The organism is Psychrobacillus sp. BL-248-WT-3 (assembly GCF_012843435.1).
Classification (GTDB): domain Bacteria; phylum Bacillota; class Bacilli; order Bacillales_A; family Planococcaceae; genus Psychrobacillus.
This window is the reverse complement of sequence record NZ_JABAFC010000016.1, coordinates 28800-48169: the sequence shown is the minus strand read 5'-3', so window position 1 is coordinate 48169 and position 19370 is coordinate 28800. Positions and strand designations below refer to the sequence as shown.

At 33.3% G+C, this 19370-nt stretch carries 11 protein-coding genes; 5 read left to right on the top strand and 6 right to left on the bottom strand.

What is annotated here, in order from left to right:
* Positions 1-13: 13 nt before the first annotated feature.
* The 6 genes from HF876_RS10090 to HF876_RS10065 all read right to left on the bottom strand — a co-directional run bounded on the left by HF876_RS10090 (position 14) and on the right by HF876_RS10065 (position 9704).
* The gene (locus HF876_RS10090) at positions 14-1351 is read right to left on the bottom strand and encodes a phospholipase D family protein (RefSeq protein ID WP_169359944.1); all 1338 of its coding nucleotides are present in this window, start codon (positions 1349-1351) and stop codon (positions 14-16) included.
* Between the two features lie 91 nt (positions 1352-1442).
* Positions 1443-1616, bottom strand: coding sequence for a hypothetical protein (locus HF876_RS10085; protein WP_169359943.1), 174 nt, complete (start codon positions 1614-1616; stop codon positions 1443-1445).
* Between the two features lie 783 nt (positions 1617-2399).
* Positions 2400-3848 carry a 3'-5' exonuclease gene (locus HF876_RS10080; RefSeq protein WP_169359942.1) on the bottom strand — a complete coding sequence of 483 codons (1449 nt, stop codon included), beginning with the start codon at positions 3846-3848 and terminating at the stop codon, positions 2400-2402.
* 12 nt (positions 3849-3860) lie between these two features.
* The gene (locus tag HF876_RS10075; protein WP_169359941.1) at positions 3861-4067 is read right to left on the bottom strand and encodes a hypothetical protein; all 207 of its coding nucleotides are present in this window, start codon (positions 4065-4067) and stop codon (positions 3861-3863) included.
* Positions 4060-6714: a PD-(D/E)XK nuclease family protein gene (locus HF876_RS10070; RefSeq protein ID WP_169359940.1), complete on the bottom strand. Its 2655-nt coding sequence runs from the start codon at positions 6712-6714 to the stop codon at positions 4060-4062. The genes HF876_RS10075 and HF876_RS10070 overlap by 8 nt, the downstream gene beginning before the upstream one ends.
* On the bottom strand, positions 6711-9704 hold the full coding sequence (locus tag HF876_RS10065) for a UvrD-helicase domain-containing protein (RefSeq protein WP_169359939.1): 2994 nt from the start codon (positions 9702-9704) through the stop codon (positions 6711-6713). Before HF876_RS10065 ends, HF876_RS10070 begins: the two co-directional genes overlap by 4 nt.
* A 317-nt stretch (positions 9705-10021) precedes the next feature.
* On the opposite strand from HF876_RS10065, the gene HF876_RS10060 reads away from it, so the two are divergent.
* The 5 genes from HF876_RS10060 (at position 10022) to HF876_RS10040 (ending at position 19330) form a co-directional block, all read left to right on the top strand.
* A complete protein-coding gene (locus tag HF876_RS10060) occupies positions 10022-10732 on the top strand; it encodes a PDDEXK family nuclease (protein WP_169359938.1) in 711 nt (236 codons plus the stop codon).
* Between the two features lie 13 nt (positions 10733-10745).
* Positions 10746-12017: a ParB N-terminal domain-containing protein gene (locus HF876_RS10055; RefSeq protein ID WP_169359937.1), complete on the top strand. Its 1272-nt coding sequence runs from the start codon at positions 10746-10748 to the stop codon at positions 12015-12017.
* A 3-nt stretch (positions 12018-12020) separates the two neighbouring features.
* The gene (locus HF876_RS10050) at positions 12021-14609 is read left to right on the top strand and encodes an SNF2-related protein (RefSeq protein ID WP_169359936.1); all 2589 of its coding nucleotides are present in this window, start codon (positions 12021-12023) and stop codon (positions 14607-14609) included.
* Between the two features lie 1066 nt (positions 14610-15675).
* Positions 15676-18156, top strand: a complete 2481-nt coding sequence (locus tag HF876_RS10045; RefSeq protein ID WP_169359935.1) for a hypothetical protein — start codon at positions 15676-15678, stop codon at positions 18154-18156.
* Positions 18157-18319: 163 nt separating this feature from the next.
* Positions 18320-19330, top strand: a complete 1011-nt coding sequence (locus HF876_RS10040) for a hypothetical protein (RefSeq protein WP_169359934.1) — start codon at positions 18320-18322, stop codon at positions 19328-19330.
* The last annotated feature ends 40 nt before the right edge of the window (positions 19331-19370 follow it).

Genomic DNA, 19370 nt, shown 5'->3' with positions numbered 1-19370 from the left:
CGGGCTGTTATTGTTAAAATCTTTGCTCAACAGGAATCCTATAAGTCATTGCTTTATATAATGGCATAATTAGATCAAAGGTTTCTTCTACTTCTTTTAAAATATTTATATATGTTTTGATTCGTACATCATTGGTTTCATAAAAGCGCATACAAAAACTTTCGTAGCCTGCCATATCGTATTTTCGGTAAAATTTGATAAATTGCTCGGCTGAATGTAAGTCAATTTCAAATTTATTTACAGTACGATCTTCACGGTTACTATAAAATGTCCAAACGAAGTCATAGCCTTTAATACTTTCATATACATTTAATATCTCTTGTTTTACTTCATCCCAGTGCTCATCTACATAGTGACAATCCACCCCCTCATTAGCTGTGCTATGGAACATCCCGATATTAAGACCTTCCGAACCGATTGAAAGTTGTAAGCAGGCATGCTTATGAAATTGTTCAATGGGCGAAGATTTTCTTCCAAATCCAGTAGTGCCAAATGGGTTGAGTTCAGATTTGTGCTTCCCGTAGCGCATCCATATCCCCGTTACACGTTCAAAATTGTAAATAGAGGGGACTATGCCGCTTGTTAAATGTTCTTTCTTATAATGTGGATATAAGTCATTACGAGAAGTGAATGTTTCGATAGCTTCATTTAGTTCGTAAAGCTTTTGTTGAGTAGCTTTACGTCGCTCTTTCACTTCTGCTGTACCACTACGCCAATATTCCTCGTTAAATACTCGATAATCATCCACATTGAAATAAAATTCGGATAGGTCAGGATAGTGACTTTCGATACATTGTTTTTCATAGGCAACTTGCAGCTTTTTATTGAGTTTAACTTGTGCTTGATTGATTTCTTGTGAAGGTTCTACTCTAGGTAATTCACGATAGAAATTATTAATTTCATCATTTACAGAAACACAGTTTTGCCATAGGTAATCCCAAAATGATTCTAAGGGTGGTTCGCTACCTACTGATTTTGTCATTAGCTCACTATTATTAAACAAGCCGCCCTCTGTTAAGTTAGCAGAGCCAGTATACGTTGTAATTATATTCTTTGTACGTACTTCGTAAGCTTTGCTGTGTAAAAATGGCTCGTGCACAATATGGACTGTTGCAAATGTTAAAAGAAATTCTAGAATTTCAGCAGGCTCTTGCTCATTGAATTTAGAACTACAGTAGATTTGAATATGCTCTTTCTCTAATTCAAGCCTTTTAGATAAGGTTTGCAAATGCTTAGCACCGTTTAAAGAAATATAGGCACTAGCAATATTGATCAAATAGATATTTGAATCTAATAATGTTTGTTTCAACTCTTCATAAAATGCGTTCTTTTCCCACATATATTGTGTCATTAAATTTACCTCCGTTAATTATTAGTTTTATAAGTTCGTTGCAGCATTCCCATTCGTTTAGCTTTATAGGCACAGTTGTATGTACTATTTTTTAGGCTTTCCTGATAAGCCTGTCTTCTTTCCACTGCGCTTTTTCCCGTTGTTCTGTTTTTAATTGTTCTTTAAGTGCTTTTAGCTGACGTTTTAGCTCAGTTTTTTCTTGATTTTCTAAATAGAGAATTTTAGCTTGTTTTAGTTTTTCAGCAAACCTATCTTGATTTTCCATCTCTATCTAGCTCATCAAACATCATAGGAATAATTTGTGGGTGACGAGGCGCATCATTTTTTTAGTTGTTCATAATTTTTTGAGCGTGCTTCACTTTTTTGGTGGTTCACAGCCTTCTCCGTGCGATCTAGAACAGATCCACACTTTGAGTTTTGCCTGACAATAAGGGTGAATAAATATACCAGTATTGGCATTTTACTTGTGATTTTTTAGGATAAGTCTTGTGGGATGTAGTCTATCCGTTGGTTGTTTACGTTTGGCTACTCTTACTAGTAACCCCCTATAAAATGAAATTAATAAGTTATACGAATTGTTTAAGTAGAAGTTTCAAAATTTCATTGGGCACATGAAAGATGAGATGGAATATAAACATTTAAAAACCTATGATGCATTAAAACAACCAGTTGATATTACAATGATTTTTTATAACGAGTAGAAGACAAAGGAATCTAAAAAATGACTCCGGTATAATACCGAAGCCATCTGATAGCTACTTAAGTAGAGTTGCCTTTATTATACTGTACAGATTTAGGACGGAGTTCATTATTACTAAATTAACTGTTATTTATTTTGTATTTTTATCTTCGTCATTTCAATTCCGATAGATTGGAGTACAAACATTCCAGAAATATTGTTTTGAAACATTTCATATAAGAATGATACTCAAAAATAAAAAAACTATTTTAGCTTACCTCATATGACATTTCAATAAATTGTTTGGCCTTTTGATAAACATCATATAATCAATCGACAATTTTTTCATTTTAGAAGTGGCATTCTTTTCTATAAATAAATTTTGTTCATTAATTTTGAGTCAAACTCTGTAATTATTTTTGTGTTTTCATTGTATGTAAATAAGCCAAGAGAGGCTCGTGCTCGAGTCATGGCAACATATAGAAGACGGCGTTCAACGTTCCAGTCAAATTCTTCGCCCAATTTTTCTGCTTGTATAGGGTCTACTAGATCTACAACAAAAACATAATCAAATTCTAAGCCCTTTGCGGTATGGAATGATGTGATATGGATGCCTGGCTTTAAATGGGATCCATTTTCACGGTTTTTAATAAGGTCATGGCTAAAGCCAATGTCATTAAACTTTTGACGTAGCCCTTTTTTAAAAGTCGTTGATATGCGGCTTCCCCAGTATCTGTCCCAGTTACGGATTAAAACACCTACTGATGCTTGGGGATCCTCCGATTGAATTAGTTTCAGGGAACTTATTAAAGCTTCGTCATGAGCGTCCTTAGATTTTAAGATGTAAAGCTTTGGTACGTCGCCTTCGATGTCTGGAATTGAAAGTGCAGTATATTCCTCGTCCTTTCGTATCTCATCATGGGCTTGTATGCTTTCTGCTAAAAGCACGATTTGCTTTGTGGAACGGAACGAAGTACCTAACACCTTTGTGCGTCCACCTAAAATGTTTAAACCAACTTCGCTCCAAGTGAAAGAAGTTGAATAAATTTTTTGTCCTAAATCGGCACCGACAGTACTTGTCTTTTGAGCGGCATTAATTAAAACTGTTAATGCTGTTTTTGGTAAATCCTGTGCTTCATCGATAAATATATGATCCATTTTTTGAGAAGTTGGCAAGTCATTTAAATTATTGTAAACATATAAAGCATCATCATCGTAGTCATGTCTACCGTTCTTTTCTATCTCATACATTGTGTAAATATCAAATAAAACTTCCCGGTCCGTTTTTGAAACATTGACTTTGCCTCCGCGTCCCCGTCTAGATGCACCTATATATTTCTCTTTTGTTGTATTTGCAGAACCTTTAATCCAACTAATCTCTTCTAATACGAATTCTATAAAGCGCTCATCTTTAATAAAGCGATGATTTGGATAAACAACTTCTAACTGCTCAAAAGCCTTATCTAAAATAACCTTGCTAGGATTTTTATTATTCTTTGCTGTTAGGTATCTTACACTTGTCATACTGCGGCAAACTGCAGAAATCCACTTATTAAAATTTATAACTTTAATATTGTCGAAACCTGCTTCGTTTAGTTGTTCACTAATAGCCTTTGATAAAGGTTCACCATAGCAAATGAATACAATTTTATCATTTGGATACTTCCTTGCTACTTTAACTGCCTTCCCCATAAGAACGAGTGTTTTGCCACTGCCTGCGATACCCCTTAATAGCAATTGTTTGCCTTCGTAGTTAACGGCTTCTGTTTGACGTTTTGTAAATTCTACCTTGTCTAAAATAAATGGTTGTTGTTTCATTAATTTTCCACCTTAATATATATCATCTTCGTCATCATCATCTGCATATGCTAAAAAACCATCACTGCGATAATAATTATTACGTATTTCTTTGGCATTTGAAATTTGTGCATGAATTGCCTTCGCTAACAGTTCAGAATTAAATTTAGTATTAGTTGCTTGCCCCTGTAACTTAGACCAGCCGGTTGAAAGGGAGGTCCAAAAATGTTGATTAGTCATCAATATCCTCCTTCAGATCTATACCATGTGTTACTGCTGGGCAGAGGTCGTTGTGAGGGCAGAAACGGCAATGGTAGCCTGAGATAGCATCAAAGGATACTTGCTGCTCAGCCATTAATGATTCCTCGATGGCTTGTCGCTGCATAACTGCCTTTTCAAAGAGAGTATCTCGACTTTCATTTTTCAGGCCAGGGAATTGGAAGTTTTTACGGATTTCTGACACGTAAATCTCTTCATCGACCTGATTTTGTTGAAGTGTTCGCTTATAGGCATAATTTAAAGCATTCTCTAATTCTAGTCTTTTCTTTAATGAAATCCACTGAGGGAAGAAAGCATCGAGCTCGTTGTATAGTATATTGGCATCATACTTTGCAGATTTACCACTAATTTTAATTAACTCTGTAAATAAAAATATTTGTATATATTCGCTACGGAACACTGGATACTCCTGCATTAAATAGCTATAGTAAAAACGTTTTGGGCATTGAACGTACTCGGCAAAGAAATCATTATAGAGTAATGTTTGATATCCGCTTTCAAGCTCGTCTTGTGAATAGACCACATCAGTTAACTGGCGAGTTTGCACATCCATTTTCTCATGGATTGGAGGCGTATAATTTCTAGTAGGTAATTCTAATTGTCGTATATACAAAGCACTCTTTCGTTCATCTCGTCCGATAAAATAACGAATCCAAGATAAATGTAGGCGGTCCTTAGGAATAAAGCGCAGCATAATATAAAATAAATATCTTGAAATATATTTTTTCGCATCCGTACGCATATAATCATAGGAAATACGTGGTACACGATCACCTAAAGCTATCCACGTTTCCTTTTGTAATGGCCAATGGAAAGCCTCCACAGTTAATGGAAGAGAATGTTCGTCTAAGCCACTTACATATACTTTGTAATCATAATCTACGTTTCGTTGTTTAAATGCTTCCCCATCAATCTCCATAAAAGGTCGAATAAGCTTTTCATCTTTTTCATCGAATTTTCCACTTAAATAAAGGGAAACAGCTTCGTGTAAATCGCTATAAAGAAGGTCCGATTCGGATTTTATATAGGAAAGGCGAGTTCGTAAATCTTCAACAAGCTTTTGTTCCACATCGTTAAAGTTTTGTCGAACATGTCCTATACGTTTATTCATCAAGAGTTCTAACTTCTTGAAATGACGGTTAATTTTTGTTCCAGTCTGCCCACTTTCAAATAGCTCATTACAAATATCTTTAATCTCAAATAAAAACTTTATGATGTCATTTAAACGATCGGTCTCCATCGAGAAGTGGCTATTTTTTGTAAAAGGACTACGTGTGCTTTTTTGTATTCGGGATGCATCTACGGGTAGTGGGAATTGCTTCTCTATAAATAAAATCTGCTTCTTCAAATTTTTAAGTAAGGCAATCCACTGATTTAAGGTTTCTGCTCGTTCTACATATGCCTCTATATCTTTTAAATCCTGTGTATAGTTACGTGCATTTTGTCTAGTTTCACTGTTATAGAGCCATCCTGAAGTGAAAAGTTCATGTAGTTGATCATACGTTAGACGATATTGTCCATCTTGATAAATTTCATGGATGGTAGAGAAGAAACGTCCTACTGGGTATGTTAAAAAGTTTCTATTTTTTTGATCCAGTTCAGGGTAGTGATTCAATAAAAGCTCATTCATCTCACTTGCATTTGGTGAAAATATATTAATTACCTTTCGCCTAGAATCCTTCTCTACGGCTGGATAATTTGGATGAATAACATCTTGCGTAAAATCAAAAAAGTTCGCATAGCTTAAGACTTCATGGGAACCCTTTTTAAAAGTATCATTCCCATTCTCATAAACTCTCAAAAATAAGTCTGAGATATGGTTTGTCATGGCAGATGAATCCTTTGTATAAGGAATAGCCTCCCATCCATATTTGGGCTGTATAAATAGTCGCATGAAGCTAAATGTACGTTCATATTTAGGCTCATAGTATAAAAACATAACAACTTTAAATGATTTCTTGAGTTGCTCTAAGAAAAACTGCTGCTCAGGTGTAATGAAGTAAAAACCGTGTAAAAAAATTATCGGATTTTCAAGTAGAGAAACACGTTTAGGATCTGATATAGAATTAAGTGCATTATATAACTCATTAATAGTCAGTTGTCTTTTGTTTAAATGATTACGGTAGTTTGCATAGCTGTATTTACTTCCTGCAGTGCCATTATCAACTGCAGTCCAAATTTTCAGAAACATCAATTCTTTTTCAGATACATTTTGTCCACGTAAATCCATATCAGTAAAGGTATCTTTTAAATCATCTGGTTTAACTCCAGATTCAGCTAGCTTACGCATAAGCATTACAAGTCCCTTTGTGTTTAAATGAAATGAATCGAATAGCTTTTCTGAAGGAAAAAGCTGTTTATTTTCTTGCAACCAACTAGAAAGCTCTAAATATTGCTCAAGCTGTAACTCACTTGAGTTCCAAGTTGGGTATAGTTTTTTCATTAAGTCGTTAAGAGAGCACAAGTTATTGTAACGTGGATAAGCTGTACTAATACCTGCACACAAATTAGACGAGGCACATATATGTATGCCACTTTCTAAATGTTTGCTTAGAGGGTGACTATCCCAATCTTGCGGGTTAGAATATGTGTGAGTTTGTGTAGTCATCTTCTAATCCCTCCTAAAATATCAGCTTCTTTTAACAATTCCGACCAGCTATTATTTATGTTATTTGATGGAAGTGTAATAATTACCTTCTGCTCAGCTCGTGTTAACGCTACATAAAGTAGGCGAACTTCTTCTTTTCGAGCCTCATTATTTTCTGTATCTTTTAATAAATTGAAATAATTGTTCTGGAAATTTTCGATACGCCAACCAAACTGGCGTTTTATTCCTTCTTTTAGGTCAATCCCATCTTGGATAAAGTATTTTGGCTTGATTGTATTGTAAGGTTTATTTGTAATAGGCAAAAATATCGTATGATACTGTAACCCTTTTGAACGGTGGACAGTTGAAATAACAACCTGTGCTGTATCGGATTCAAAAGTAGGTTCATTTTCTGTACGGTTTGTCTTCATTTGAATTTCTAGCCAATTACTAATTATCGGAATTGTCACTGTATTTGTAGCAAATTGTTGTTCTATAATGGTTAATAAGTGTTGCATATTTAGTTTATAGCGCTGAACTTGTAGGTGTACTTCTTGTTCCGAATGTTGTTGCTGCTTATAGTAATTTTCTATACGGACGTAGAAATTTTCTTCACGCATAATCATTTGTATTAAAGTAAGTGGCGAATAATCACGAACTAACTCTGCATATTTTGAAAAATTTTGTTTAACATGCTCATTTAAAAACTGTTTCAAACGATTTTTATTTCCTTGGGTTGCAATAAAGTTTTTATTGTTCAGTTCATAGCCGAAGTATGGTGTTTGTAATGCTTCGATTACATACATAGGTTGATCTGCATACTGTAATGCTAATAATAATATATGTAAATGTTTTACTGCATCACATAAGTAAAATTGGCCGTCTAAATTTTGTATCGTTGGTATATCTAAAGTAGTACACAATATTTTCATTGTACGTGCTTGATTATTTGTACGAACCAAAATCGCAAGCTTTTCTTTTCCTTTTAGTTGTCTTACATGTTCTTGCAATAGCGAGCTATTAACAGCATCCATATTGCTATAGCTATACTCCTTTATATGCCACTCGTTCGTGTAAGAGTGGATATTACTAGTCAAGCAATCTTTTTCATTGTATGTTAAATCTTGATTTTCTGAGCGACCCCAATTGGTAAAAAGTCCATGCATGCGTTTTAGTAGTGTTTCTGATGTACGATAATTGTGATGTAACGTGTAGGGGAGGAAGGTTTTTTTTGAACGCTTAATTAGTTCCGAAAACGCACGGTAATCTGAACCTCTAAAACGATAAATAGCTTGTTTTATATCCCCAACCACAAAAATTTTATAGTCTAAAATTTCTTGAAGCTTTGCGATGAACTCAATTTGCACATCATCACTGTCTTGAAACTCGTCAACGAATAAGTACTTTCCAGGCGCTAATTGCTTTAATACCTTATCATTCTCAGTAAAGGTTTTTAATTTACGAATTAAATCACCCATCGTAATAGATTGGTGTGCTTTCTTTACTTTTTCTAATTTACACTCACATTTCCTAAAAACTTCTATTATTAAGTTCTGTAATAACGTATGGTTCGCTTGTCCAAAATCTAAATCTTTAATCTCCTCTAGTGACAAACCCTTTTTCTCCATCTCTTCCCACATATTAAGTAGGATGGTGACAAAATTGTAGTAGCGAATCTTTGTATTTAAAAAATCGGTTATGGCGATAGATGAAAAATACTCATCTAAAATCTCAAAAATAATTTTTTGTTTCTCGTATTTAAAAGAACGTATTGATATATCTGTACCGTAGCCAAGTTCATGAGCTAATGATTGTAGCACACCTTTAGCAAAGGAATGAATCGTACTAATTTCTACGCTTGAAACATCCTCTGCAAAATTTAAAAACACAGCCTGATTTGTCAATTTATAAAGAGTCAATAAGCGATTCTCTAAACGCAGTTTCATTTCACTTGTTGAGTCATTTGTGAAGGTAATCATACTTATCTCACTTAGCGGTATTTGCTCATTTAAAAGGAGGAATAAAATTCGATCAACCATTACATGTGTTTTCCCGGTCCCAGCTCCAGCAGATACCATAATGTTTCGGTCGTAGGGTGCATGAATAATGGCAAATTGACCTGTATTAAAGTTTAGGAAAATATCTTCGAGTTCTTTCAATCTGTCATCTGTAATATCACCATCTAAAATAAATTCATTTCTATCAGTGAATGTCTTAGTAGATTCTTCATATATTAAAAGTTGGAAGTTATCTATAAATTGACAAAATGTTTCTTTAAACTCCACTTTAAAGGTTTGTTGAGATAGTACATATATCTTTAAACCCTGTGAGAGCTTTGTCTGAATCACGTCAGCATAACCTTCAGGAATAGTATTTAGTAAGTGTAACTCTGAAAAACGGGCCTGTGCGTATGAGTTACTTTCATGCTTTGAAGGAATCATAAAGTAGTCTAAGACGTCCTGCCATTTTAAGTCGTCTAAAGGGCGTAGCTTTAGACGGTTAGCAAATGTTTGAATAGTCTCATAAAATACGACTTCATTTAATAGGTCGTCCTTTAAAATAGGTCGTTTAATATACTCCTTCTGCAGATCCTCACGAGCATCCCATTCTGCATAACTAATATTTGGTAATACGACAAAAGCATGTGTATTGAAAAGGTTATGTAGCATGCATCGTTGATTTAATATATTCCGTGTATGAAACATTTGATTTTCAACCTGCTTTTGCGGACTGACTGTAAAAGAACCTTGTTTTCCTTCACATAGCCAGTTTGTCCCACGAACACCTTTAATTTGGTTGATTTTGTAGGATTTTACTTCAAAAATAAACATGCCTAATTGTTGATGAAAAAATAAAATATCAGGTTCATATCTAAACGCTTCATTGAATGTATTTATAGGGAGTTGCTGAAAAGTAAAGGCATTTTCCTTTTCAAATGTGGATTTTAATAATGAAAATAAAAGCTCTTCTTCTGAGTAACCATACCCATTTGATTTAACTGGAAAAAACATAAGTAGCACCATCAATCTCAAGAAAATTTAACTAAACTATGAAAAAATTAGTTATACGATTATACTATATTATACTATAATGCAGAGAACTATGGTATTAGTTTGTTGGGAAATTCAACCTAAAATATTAATATGCATTGCATATCTAAAATAAATTTCTAATTATTTACAAAAAAATAATTGATTAGTATTGCGTAATTTGATCTGTTGTCATTCTAATATCTTCTTTTCGGTATAACTAGGAAAATAAAAATGATAGAATTAATATATACTGCACTATGTGTTTTCATTAACTACAAATACAGGAGAATATATCTATGAATGAGAGTGAAGAGTTAATCATTTTTTCTCAAATTGAGATTGATGATAAGATATCTAAATATAAAGGAATGAAGGTTTCGGATCTCAAAGAGAGTTTGGCTATGCCATTAAAGGATAATAAAGCCTCTTTTGTACAGTTAGCTCGAAAGATGATGGATATAACAAATAGTCAATTTAGTTTATGTGATAATAGAGTTGATGCTGTTTTAAAGACAGTTCGCTTAACAGGTATGGAAACACCAGCAGAAGCCATGTCATTTATGCCAGTGAACTTTAAAGAATGGTCCGAAGCATTATGTTGGGAAAGTAGTTCACTATATAGATACTTTAATAAAAAGATATTAGTATTATTTATTTTTCAACAATATCCCAATGGTCAGCGTGTTGACGATAGTGAAATGACTTTTTTAGATGCGAAGGTTTGGAAGATGTCAGAATATGATTTAAACCATGGTCTTAAAGAAGTTTGGGAAAGAGTTCGATATTTAATCAATGCTGAGAAATTAGAAATCACTCCAGTGAAACAAAAAAATGGGAAAATTATTAATAAGAATAATTTACCTTCTGGTCAATTCAACTCACTAGGACACTTGAGACCAGGTGCTATAAACGGTGATGATAAGATATTGTTGCCGAACGGGCAAAGAATTGTAAAACAGAGGTTTTGGTTTAATACTCAATACGTTAAAGAAATAATAGATTTATAGGAGATGCAAAAACATGGAGAATATCAACTTATTTGATTTGTATAAGAAGGGCTTTGTTAAAGAAGGCGGCCATAACGTTAATGTTCCAATCAAAAAGGCAAGTGGAGAGAAATATGATGGAAGAACGTATGCGATTCCACTCAAATATCTATATTATAATGAGCAGAATGGTAGAATAGGAGTCTCGCTTTCTGATTATGAAAGTACCAGCGGTAAATTAGTGCCAGGGCATGATAAAGAATATAACATGGTTATTCAAAAGATGTTAGCAGATGATACCGATGAAATGACACGGAAAGAAATGGAAAGGTTGAAGAGAGACATTGCCATTAAAGGTCAAGATGAGCCAGGCTATGTTTTAAGTGATGGACGAGTAATTGATGGGAATCGTCGATTTACTGCAAAACGATTACTAGAACAAGACCCTTCCATTACAGAGCAGCAATATTTTGAAGCAGTTATCTTAGATGATTTATCAGTACATAATCATGATGATCAAAAGAAAATTAAGTCACTTGAGTTACAAATCCAATTCGGTAAACTTGGTAAAGTTGATTATAATCCAATTGATAGAGCTATTGATGCGTATAAAACGATTGTTAAAAATAATATAATGAGTGTCGCAGAATATACTGAATTTGCCGGATTGAATTCAAACGAAGTTAACAAACGTATTCTGGAAGCTGAACTAATTATTAAATTTTTGGAGTTTGCTAACACAAATCCGGACAACTATGCTCTAGCAAAACAATTAGACTTAGATGGACCGCTACAAGATATGATTCCCCAGTATAAAAAAATTAAAAACTCGGAAAATCTAGATCAACTATTAAATAGTTTGTTTGCGAAAATAATACAAATAAGATCATCCAAAGAAGATTTTAAAGCCGAGTTTAGACAAATAGTGAAAAATGTTGTTGGTACAAAAAATGAAGAAATATTTATTGAAGAGATGGAAGATGCAACAGACACTATAGTAGAAGCATTAAATAAAGAAGAGGTCATAAAAAATAACGTTGATTTATTTACCACATTACAAAATAATCAGGAAGCTATACAGGCTTTAGCAAAAGTTCAAACAATCTCAACCAATCATTCTGAAAAAGCGAAAAACTACAAAGAACAAAATAAACCAGTCAAACTCGCTGAAAAGGCAATTAGTAGTATTGAGGCTATTGATAAGAGAATTGTTGAAGGATTACCTAAAAGTGAAAAGGTTAAATTAAAGAAAAGTTTTGAGGAGTTAAAATTAAAAATTGATAGTCTTTTGTCTGAGGAGGGCTAAATTTTGTTGAAAAATTTGCAAGGCCGTCTCAAATCTAGTTATAATTCAATGATTCAAAATGTGGCAGAGGAGTTCTATAATCCAGTATTGGCAGAATCTATCAGCTATAAAAGAGTAAGTGGATATTTTTCAAGTAAGGCACTTTCTATATACGCTGAGGGATTAGATAGGATTGCAGAAAATGATGGATATGTACAATTCATTATATCTCAAAATATTTCAAAAAATGATTTTGAAGACATTAAGTTGGGTTACCATGAGCGTTCGAAAGCAGAATCCCTATCGCAAAGTGATAAACAACGATTAGGGAACTTGGCTTATTTAATTTCGCAAGGCAAAGCAGACGTGAAGTTTGGCTTAGTAAAGAACGGATTGTTCCATACTAAATGGGGCTTGTTCGAAGATGGGCAAAGAGATGTAGTTTATTTTAATGGCTCTCTAAATGAGACAGCTAATGCTATAGAAAATAATTTTGACTCATTTGATGTTGATATCTCGTGGGATGTAAGCGGCAATGTACGTCAACGTATTGAACAAAAAAAAGAAGAGTTTTCCCGTTTATGGAATAATAATTATCCTGGTGTTGAAGTAGTTGATGCAACAGAGATTATATATCCTTTACTACAAGAATTTGATATGGGACGGATACAAAAGATACCAAATCCGAAGCATAATTCAGTCATCTTTGATATGGATGAGAAGCATTTCTTTTTTATCGATAAAAGTGATGAGGAAGTTACCTTGCTAAAGACGTATAAAAGCAAATTTACTTTTTATGTAGATGAAGATAAAGGCTACCCTTTTTTTAGAAGAGATTTAACATATAGAGAGATTGAAAAAATTATTGAGTTAGCTAATAAGCAAGCGATTAAACGGCAATTTAACTTTATAGTATCATCACGAGTCGATAATTTTATTAATGCTCAGAAGTATTCAATTGAAGAATATAGGAAATCGGGATTGACATTAAAGGAGCAAGATAGTCGCTGGCAAGAAGAATTTATAGAGTTTATGAAAGTTGTTGAAGGAGAAGTTGAACGTCCGCTTAAACCATTACAACTACGATCTGCCATGTACATGCTCACTCAAAAAAGGGCTGCTAACTTTTCTGTACCTGGTGCTGGAAAAACAGCTATGTTATTGGGGGTCTTTGCTTATCTAAACAGTAAGCAAAAAGGAGAGGTAATAAAGCGAATTTTAGTAGTGAGTCCTATTAATGCATTTTTGTCCTGGAAAGATGAGTTTCAGTCAGTGTTTCAAGGTAAAAAAGAACTTAGGTTACTTAGTATTCATGATCAGTCTATAAACGGTAATAAATATGCCTTTGAAGCACAATGGTCAGCAGCTAATTTGATATTAATAAACTATGAATCGCTACCTAAGTATAAAGAGTCAATAATTAAATGCCTATCGAGTAATTCAGATACAATGCTTGTTTATGATGAAGTACACCGTATCAAAGGAGTGCAGGCAAAGCGTGCAATTGCTGCTTTAGAGATAGCAGATAAAGTAGATTATCGTTATGTATTAACGGGTACACCTATTCCAAATGGATATATAGATATTTATAATTTCTTGAATATTTTATTTAAAAAAGAATACAGTGCTTATTTTGGGTTTGAGCAAAACATGTTAAAGAATCCAGATGGATGGCAAGTAGAAGAGATTAATGAAAAATTGAGTCCATATTTTTGGAGGACTAGCAAAGAAGATTTAGGGGTCCCACCAGCCGACTTAGACTATATTATAAAGGTTGTTCCTTCTGCAGAACAACTCCGACTAGCAGAAATAATTTATACGACAGCCCAAAATCCATTAGCAACTTTAATAAGAATGATTCAATTATCGACTAATCCAGAAATTATAAATCAAGCGATAAACTATAGCGATTTGGGGTTTAGTGAATTTGACAGTGATTATCAAAATTCTTATGACCAGATTAGTGGAAAGGTAAGAAAAGAGTTAGAAGATAGTATTCATGCCGCAGCCATTGGTGAAGTAAGCGAATGGGATCTAGCTAATGTGAACTCCCCTAAGTTTGATACAGGAATTAAACTTGTAATTGATATAGTGAAAAAACATGGAAAAGTTGTTGTCTGGGGATTATTTGTTAACACTTTAAATAAGATTACTAATACATTAAATGAAAAAGGAATTAATGCAAAAGTTATCTATGGGGCTACACCTCGTGATGAAAGAGAGGATATCATTAATACATTCAAAGAGAATACTGATGAAATACAGGTATTAGTATCTAATCCCAATACTCTAGGAGAGTCAGTATCCCTACATACAATTGCACATGATGCCATTTATTTTGAATATAATTATAATCTAACTTTTATGCTACAGTCTCGAGACAGAATTCATCGACTTGGTTTACAAGAAAGACAAGGTACCAGGTATTATTATTTAATGACGGTCAGTGACAGAGAGATTTATAATTTTATTGATAAAAAAATTTATGATAAATTAGCAGAAAAAGAGAAGAGAATGAAGGAAGCTATTGATGGTGATTACCTTGTTCCTGAGTTTGTAGATGATGAGATTGAGGAAATGAAGCGAATAATTGAATCGGAACGTACATTTTAATAGTTGAGGCTTATAAACGGAAGAAATTATACTTTCTTTGAATATTCCTAATTTCCATTTAGCGTTTATGGTTTCGTAAACAAAGAACCTTCTTAATCCATTAAGGATTAGGAAGTTTTTTTTATGACTAATACTACAAAAAGTAGTTGTAAGAGGATGAAAGTATAAATTAACTACAGAAATTGGAAAATTAAATTTTCAATGAAGAAAAGAGACAAATTACCTAAAAATAATTTCGATTTACCTATAATTTAATCTCTCCTTTACTTCGAAATGTAGCATAAAGACTCATTAGATTGAAGTCTTTTAGCCTATATTTTTTCTTTTAAATACTATATAATTAATTAGTATTACTTGATTGGTAGGATTCAAATTTTGTTGGATTTTAAAGTGCCACGGAATGCTGCAGACATAAGTACATTTAGCAATTTGAAAAGTATGCGAACAGAGCATCTACAGCTTTCAACGGCTATTCGTAATGTAGTTGCCGATTGCTGCAAGTCGTACAACGCTTGCAGCAATCGGTCAAACAGTCGTGGGTGCTGCTGGAGCAATTCTGAATTTCTATTATTTGGTGCATATGAAGGTGTTACTCAGGCAGGGAAAGTGTCGATTTAATCAAAAAACAGCTAGCAAAAAGCGAATATGTTGAGTTATGCCAAGCACTAAATGCATCACTAGAAAAGATGATAACGTACCTAAATAATAAGTGCGCTATTAAAGAACGTAAATGGGCCAATCTTTCGGGCTACTTACCTGATCAAGTAGAATTTGTCTATTCTAAATACCAGGCTCAGCGATTTACACTGATTGACAATGTAAAGAATGAGCTAGTAACAATACAGAGGGATATTACTAAAAATCCATCCATTAGATGCTTTTGAGAATATTATTTCTGTTCTTGGAAAAGCAGACATTCACCTTGATTCCTTGATGGATGAATTAAAATTGGTAGAAATAGCTCTAAAAGTTATCATCGTAAACTTTAGATGTATCAAATCTTTAATTAGATTAACGAAAAGCGGTATAAAAATAATAAAAAACAAGAATAGGAGTTATAAATATAATGGCTAATTTTATGCAGCAACAGTTGAGGAGTCAAGAACGTATCGAGAACTTATTCAACTATGAACATGAGGATTGGTTTGGTGACTTAACCAATTTAGAAATAGCTTTTTTAGCCGGTTACATAGAACTCTATGAAAAAAAGCCACAAGAGTTTTTAGAAAGGTTAGCTAATATAAAAGAGCAGCGTACCTATTTTAACTTTTTACAGAAGACCGCAAAAAAAGCTAAAAATAAACGTGAATTAGTTGAAAAGTTTTTTTCACAAGTCTCAATAAATGAGATGATACAAGATGTAAATTTAATTGCACAAACTTTTGAATATGTAGTGGATAACCAAGTAGCACAATATGTGATAGGTAATCGCAATGAAGCTGAAATTACTGCATATAGTGAAAAAATTATACAACAGGGTAAGTTCTATATACCTTGGAAAGAAGAAAAAATTACTATTACAGTTCAATCAGTTATTTATTTTATATTTGCGAATGTCATTTTGTATGAAGTGGATGATAGTCGTATTATCGGGTGTGAATGTGACTACGAAGAAGCGTTATTTGCTTATGCTTATGCAGAGGCTTTACAAAAGGAAAATCTGACGAGCTTTTTTATTTTGCCGAATAGTAACTTTGTAAAATCTACTTTATTTGCAACAATTGCTTTTTCGAAATCGCTTCGGTTTTTAGGTGATGTACTTGAAATACAAGAATTAAGGGATAATGAAGATTTTATAGCCAATACAGTAGACCAAATTGCTAGAATATCAACGAGAAGACAGAATGTATTTTATGTATGTTACACGAATTATCTGAAAAATAAAATCGGAAAGTTGGAGCGAAATGGAAAACAACAAATAATCAAGCACAATGATTTACAAATAAAATTGGAAAAGCAAAAGGAAAAGTATGAGCAACAAGTTGAAAAATTTCAAAAATTAAAGCAAGAATTGAACGAAAAGACAACTGCAACTGCTCAAAATCAGCAATTAGAAAAAAGTTTAAACGAGGAAATTATCTTTTTAAAGAAACAAATAAAAACCGCTAAAGATGAGTTAAAGGCTGAACAAAAAAAAATATTAAAAGAGCAAGGAGTCATTCAAAAAGAATACGAGAAACAATTAGTGGAAAACCAAAGTTTAATTAATAATATTAGTGCTTTACAAAAGCAGTTAACAAATGAAAAACGTCAAAAGCTTCCATTTGATGAGTTAACTTTTGAAAAGTGGTTACAAAAAGGACAGGAGCTACTGCAGGGATTGTCTGCGACAGAAGAAGTAGAGTTAAAAGGATTTATAGATCTGGCTGAAAATATTTTGCTGGAACGTAGCATGTCTCAATCGAAAAGTGAACTTGCTACAAATCGAATAGGATATTGCCGTGTAGATGAGGAAGGACACTTCATCAATTTTGGTGACGATAAGTGGATGAAAGTAAATTCTATTCCTTCTTCTATTTATATTAGTAATGGGCAATTTGCGGAAGTTACGAAAGATATAGAGCTGGTGGATACATTTGATTACTACCATTCGGAAGGACCTGCTGATACTACCATTGCTCACTTTGCTATTGTTGAAAATCGTCATAATGAGGCATTTGCAAAAGTTAATGGTACAACAAAGCAAATTAAGTATCGTGAGGGTATGTTCATTATTGATAAACAAGTAATTAGTATTAATCAGCATAATGAATTCGTAAGCTATTATCAAAATAGGAAAATTACTTTGGATGATTTACTCCCCTCTATTCAGCTAAAAAATCACGAACCGATTTATGTATTAATGGCTTTAGCGAACGGTTATGTCGTCCGTAGCCTAGACGATTCGGAACGTTTCATTCAAATAGAAGAACCATTACTTGCTCATAGCTCAATTATTCTGGATGAAAAGGAAAACGTCCAATATAAGGACGCAACCGGCCTGATTTGGAAAAGTTCTAGTATATATAAGAAAAAATTATTAGCATCAGTATCAGAAATAGATTCTGAAATATATGTACTAAAATCAAACCAAGAATATGTGCAATTACATGATGTCCCTCGAGGATTAATATTAGAACTAGGAGATATGATTTGGATTGATGAGTTTAATCGTTTTATTGAAATCGTGCAAGTAGAAGAGAATTACGTATCTATCGATACGATTGAAAAACAATTTATTGATAATGGTAGGAGAGTTACGAGAAGAATAAATCGAACGACAGAAGTGAAGGACAAAGAGTTGCTGATTATCGGAAATGTGCGTCTTTCTGAACGCTACAAAAAGTATTTTGGCGAGTTTGGCTATGGAGTTGAAGTAGTGGACGGTGCAGGGCCATTCGAAAAAATTCGACAAGCATGTTCTAAATACAATACTATTTTGTATTCTACAGCATTCACTAGCCATAAAAACTCTGGAAAGATGAAAAAAGAAGTATCTAAACCTTTCGTATTATGCCATTCCACAGCACCTAGAGTGATGCATTCGACGTTGGAAATGATTGGTTGAACAATGTTTTGAGTTACGGTAGTTATAATGTAAAGACATTTTAGTAAAAAGAGTAAAAATGATTTACGGCTTGAGTTCTAAATTTCATGGAATTCAAGTCGTTTTTAAATTTGAATATTAGTATCAATCTATATTAGAAAAAGTCTTTGGAGGTAACAGCTAAATGGATCGTAAGATAAAAAGACCAACGAAGAGAGATCTTGAAGAGCTAGAGAAGTTAAAACTACAGTTGGTCGAACTCAGAAAAGGAAATAACGGTGTGCGTGTGGAAAATAAACAAAAGGAAATTGATAAATTGAAATTCAGAGCAAATATATTTAATGATAATGAAAAGGTTGAATATATTAGAGAACTAATGGAAAACGCATTTCATGCAAAATCAGATATTGTTCAAGATAGAAATGTAGCAGGATTACAATATAAATATATTTTAGAATATGACAAAGAAAACCCTGAGGCCAATTACAGATATGCATTTATAAAGTATCAAAAGAAATGCTGGATAGAAGCAATTAACTATTTTCAAAAGGCGCGAGAAATACATAGAAGAGGAGTTTTGAACTTCCCTCTAACCGAAGATCAATATATTAAATCAAAACTTTTTATTGGTTATTGTGCAGCACAATTAGCTAAAGAAGCAATAAAAGAAGCCGCTACACTTGAAGAAGGTATCTTAAGTATGGAAGTAAAAGGAATTAGCATCGAGGATCTTTTAGACAATTTGAAAGATGCAATTAGTCGAACAAGTATTAGTATTATAACAAAAGATAGTCAGACTGGAATCTCTCAGGAAGAATATGAAGAAATCATATTTAGTTTAGAAAATCATCAATTATTACTTAGTTTTATAGGGGACACTCCTTTTATAAAAAAAGGATATAGTGAAAAAATAGAACTTGGAGGAAAACTAAGCAACACGCTAAAAAGACTTCTTTTAAATAGCAGAAATGATTTGCCTCTTACTCTACAAGAATTGAATGAATGGGTGGAAGGGGAAGAAGGCGAGGATAATTTAAAGTGGGACAACTACCGCAGTCGGGTTCGCTTACTGAATGAAGCGCTAGTAAAAATCGGTTATAACGAAAATCAAATTTATGCTATACGAGGAAAACAGAGATATGCCATAAAGCATCACGATTTTATTATTGCGCTTGGTGAAGAACATCATATATAAATAACAGTCATTTTATCAAATCATCGATAGAATGGCTTTT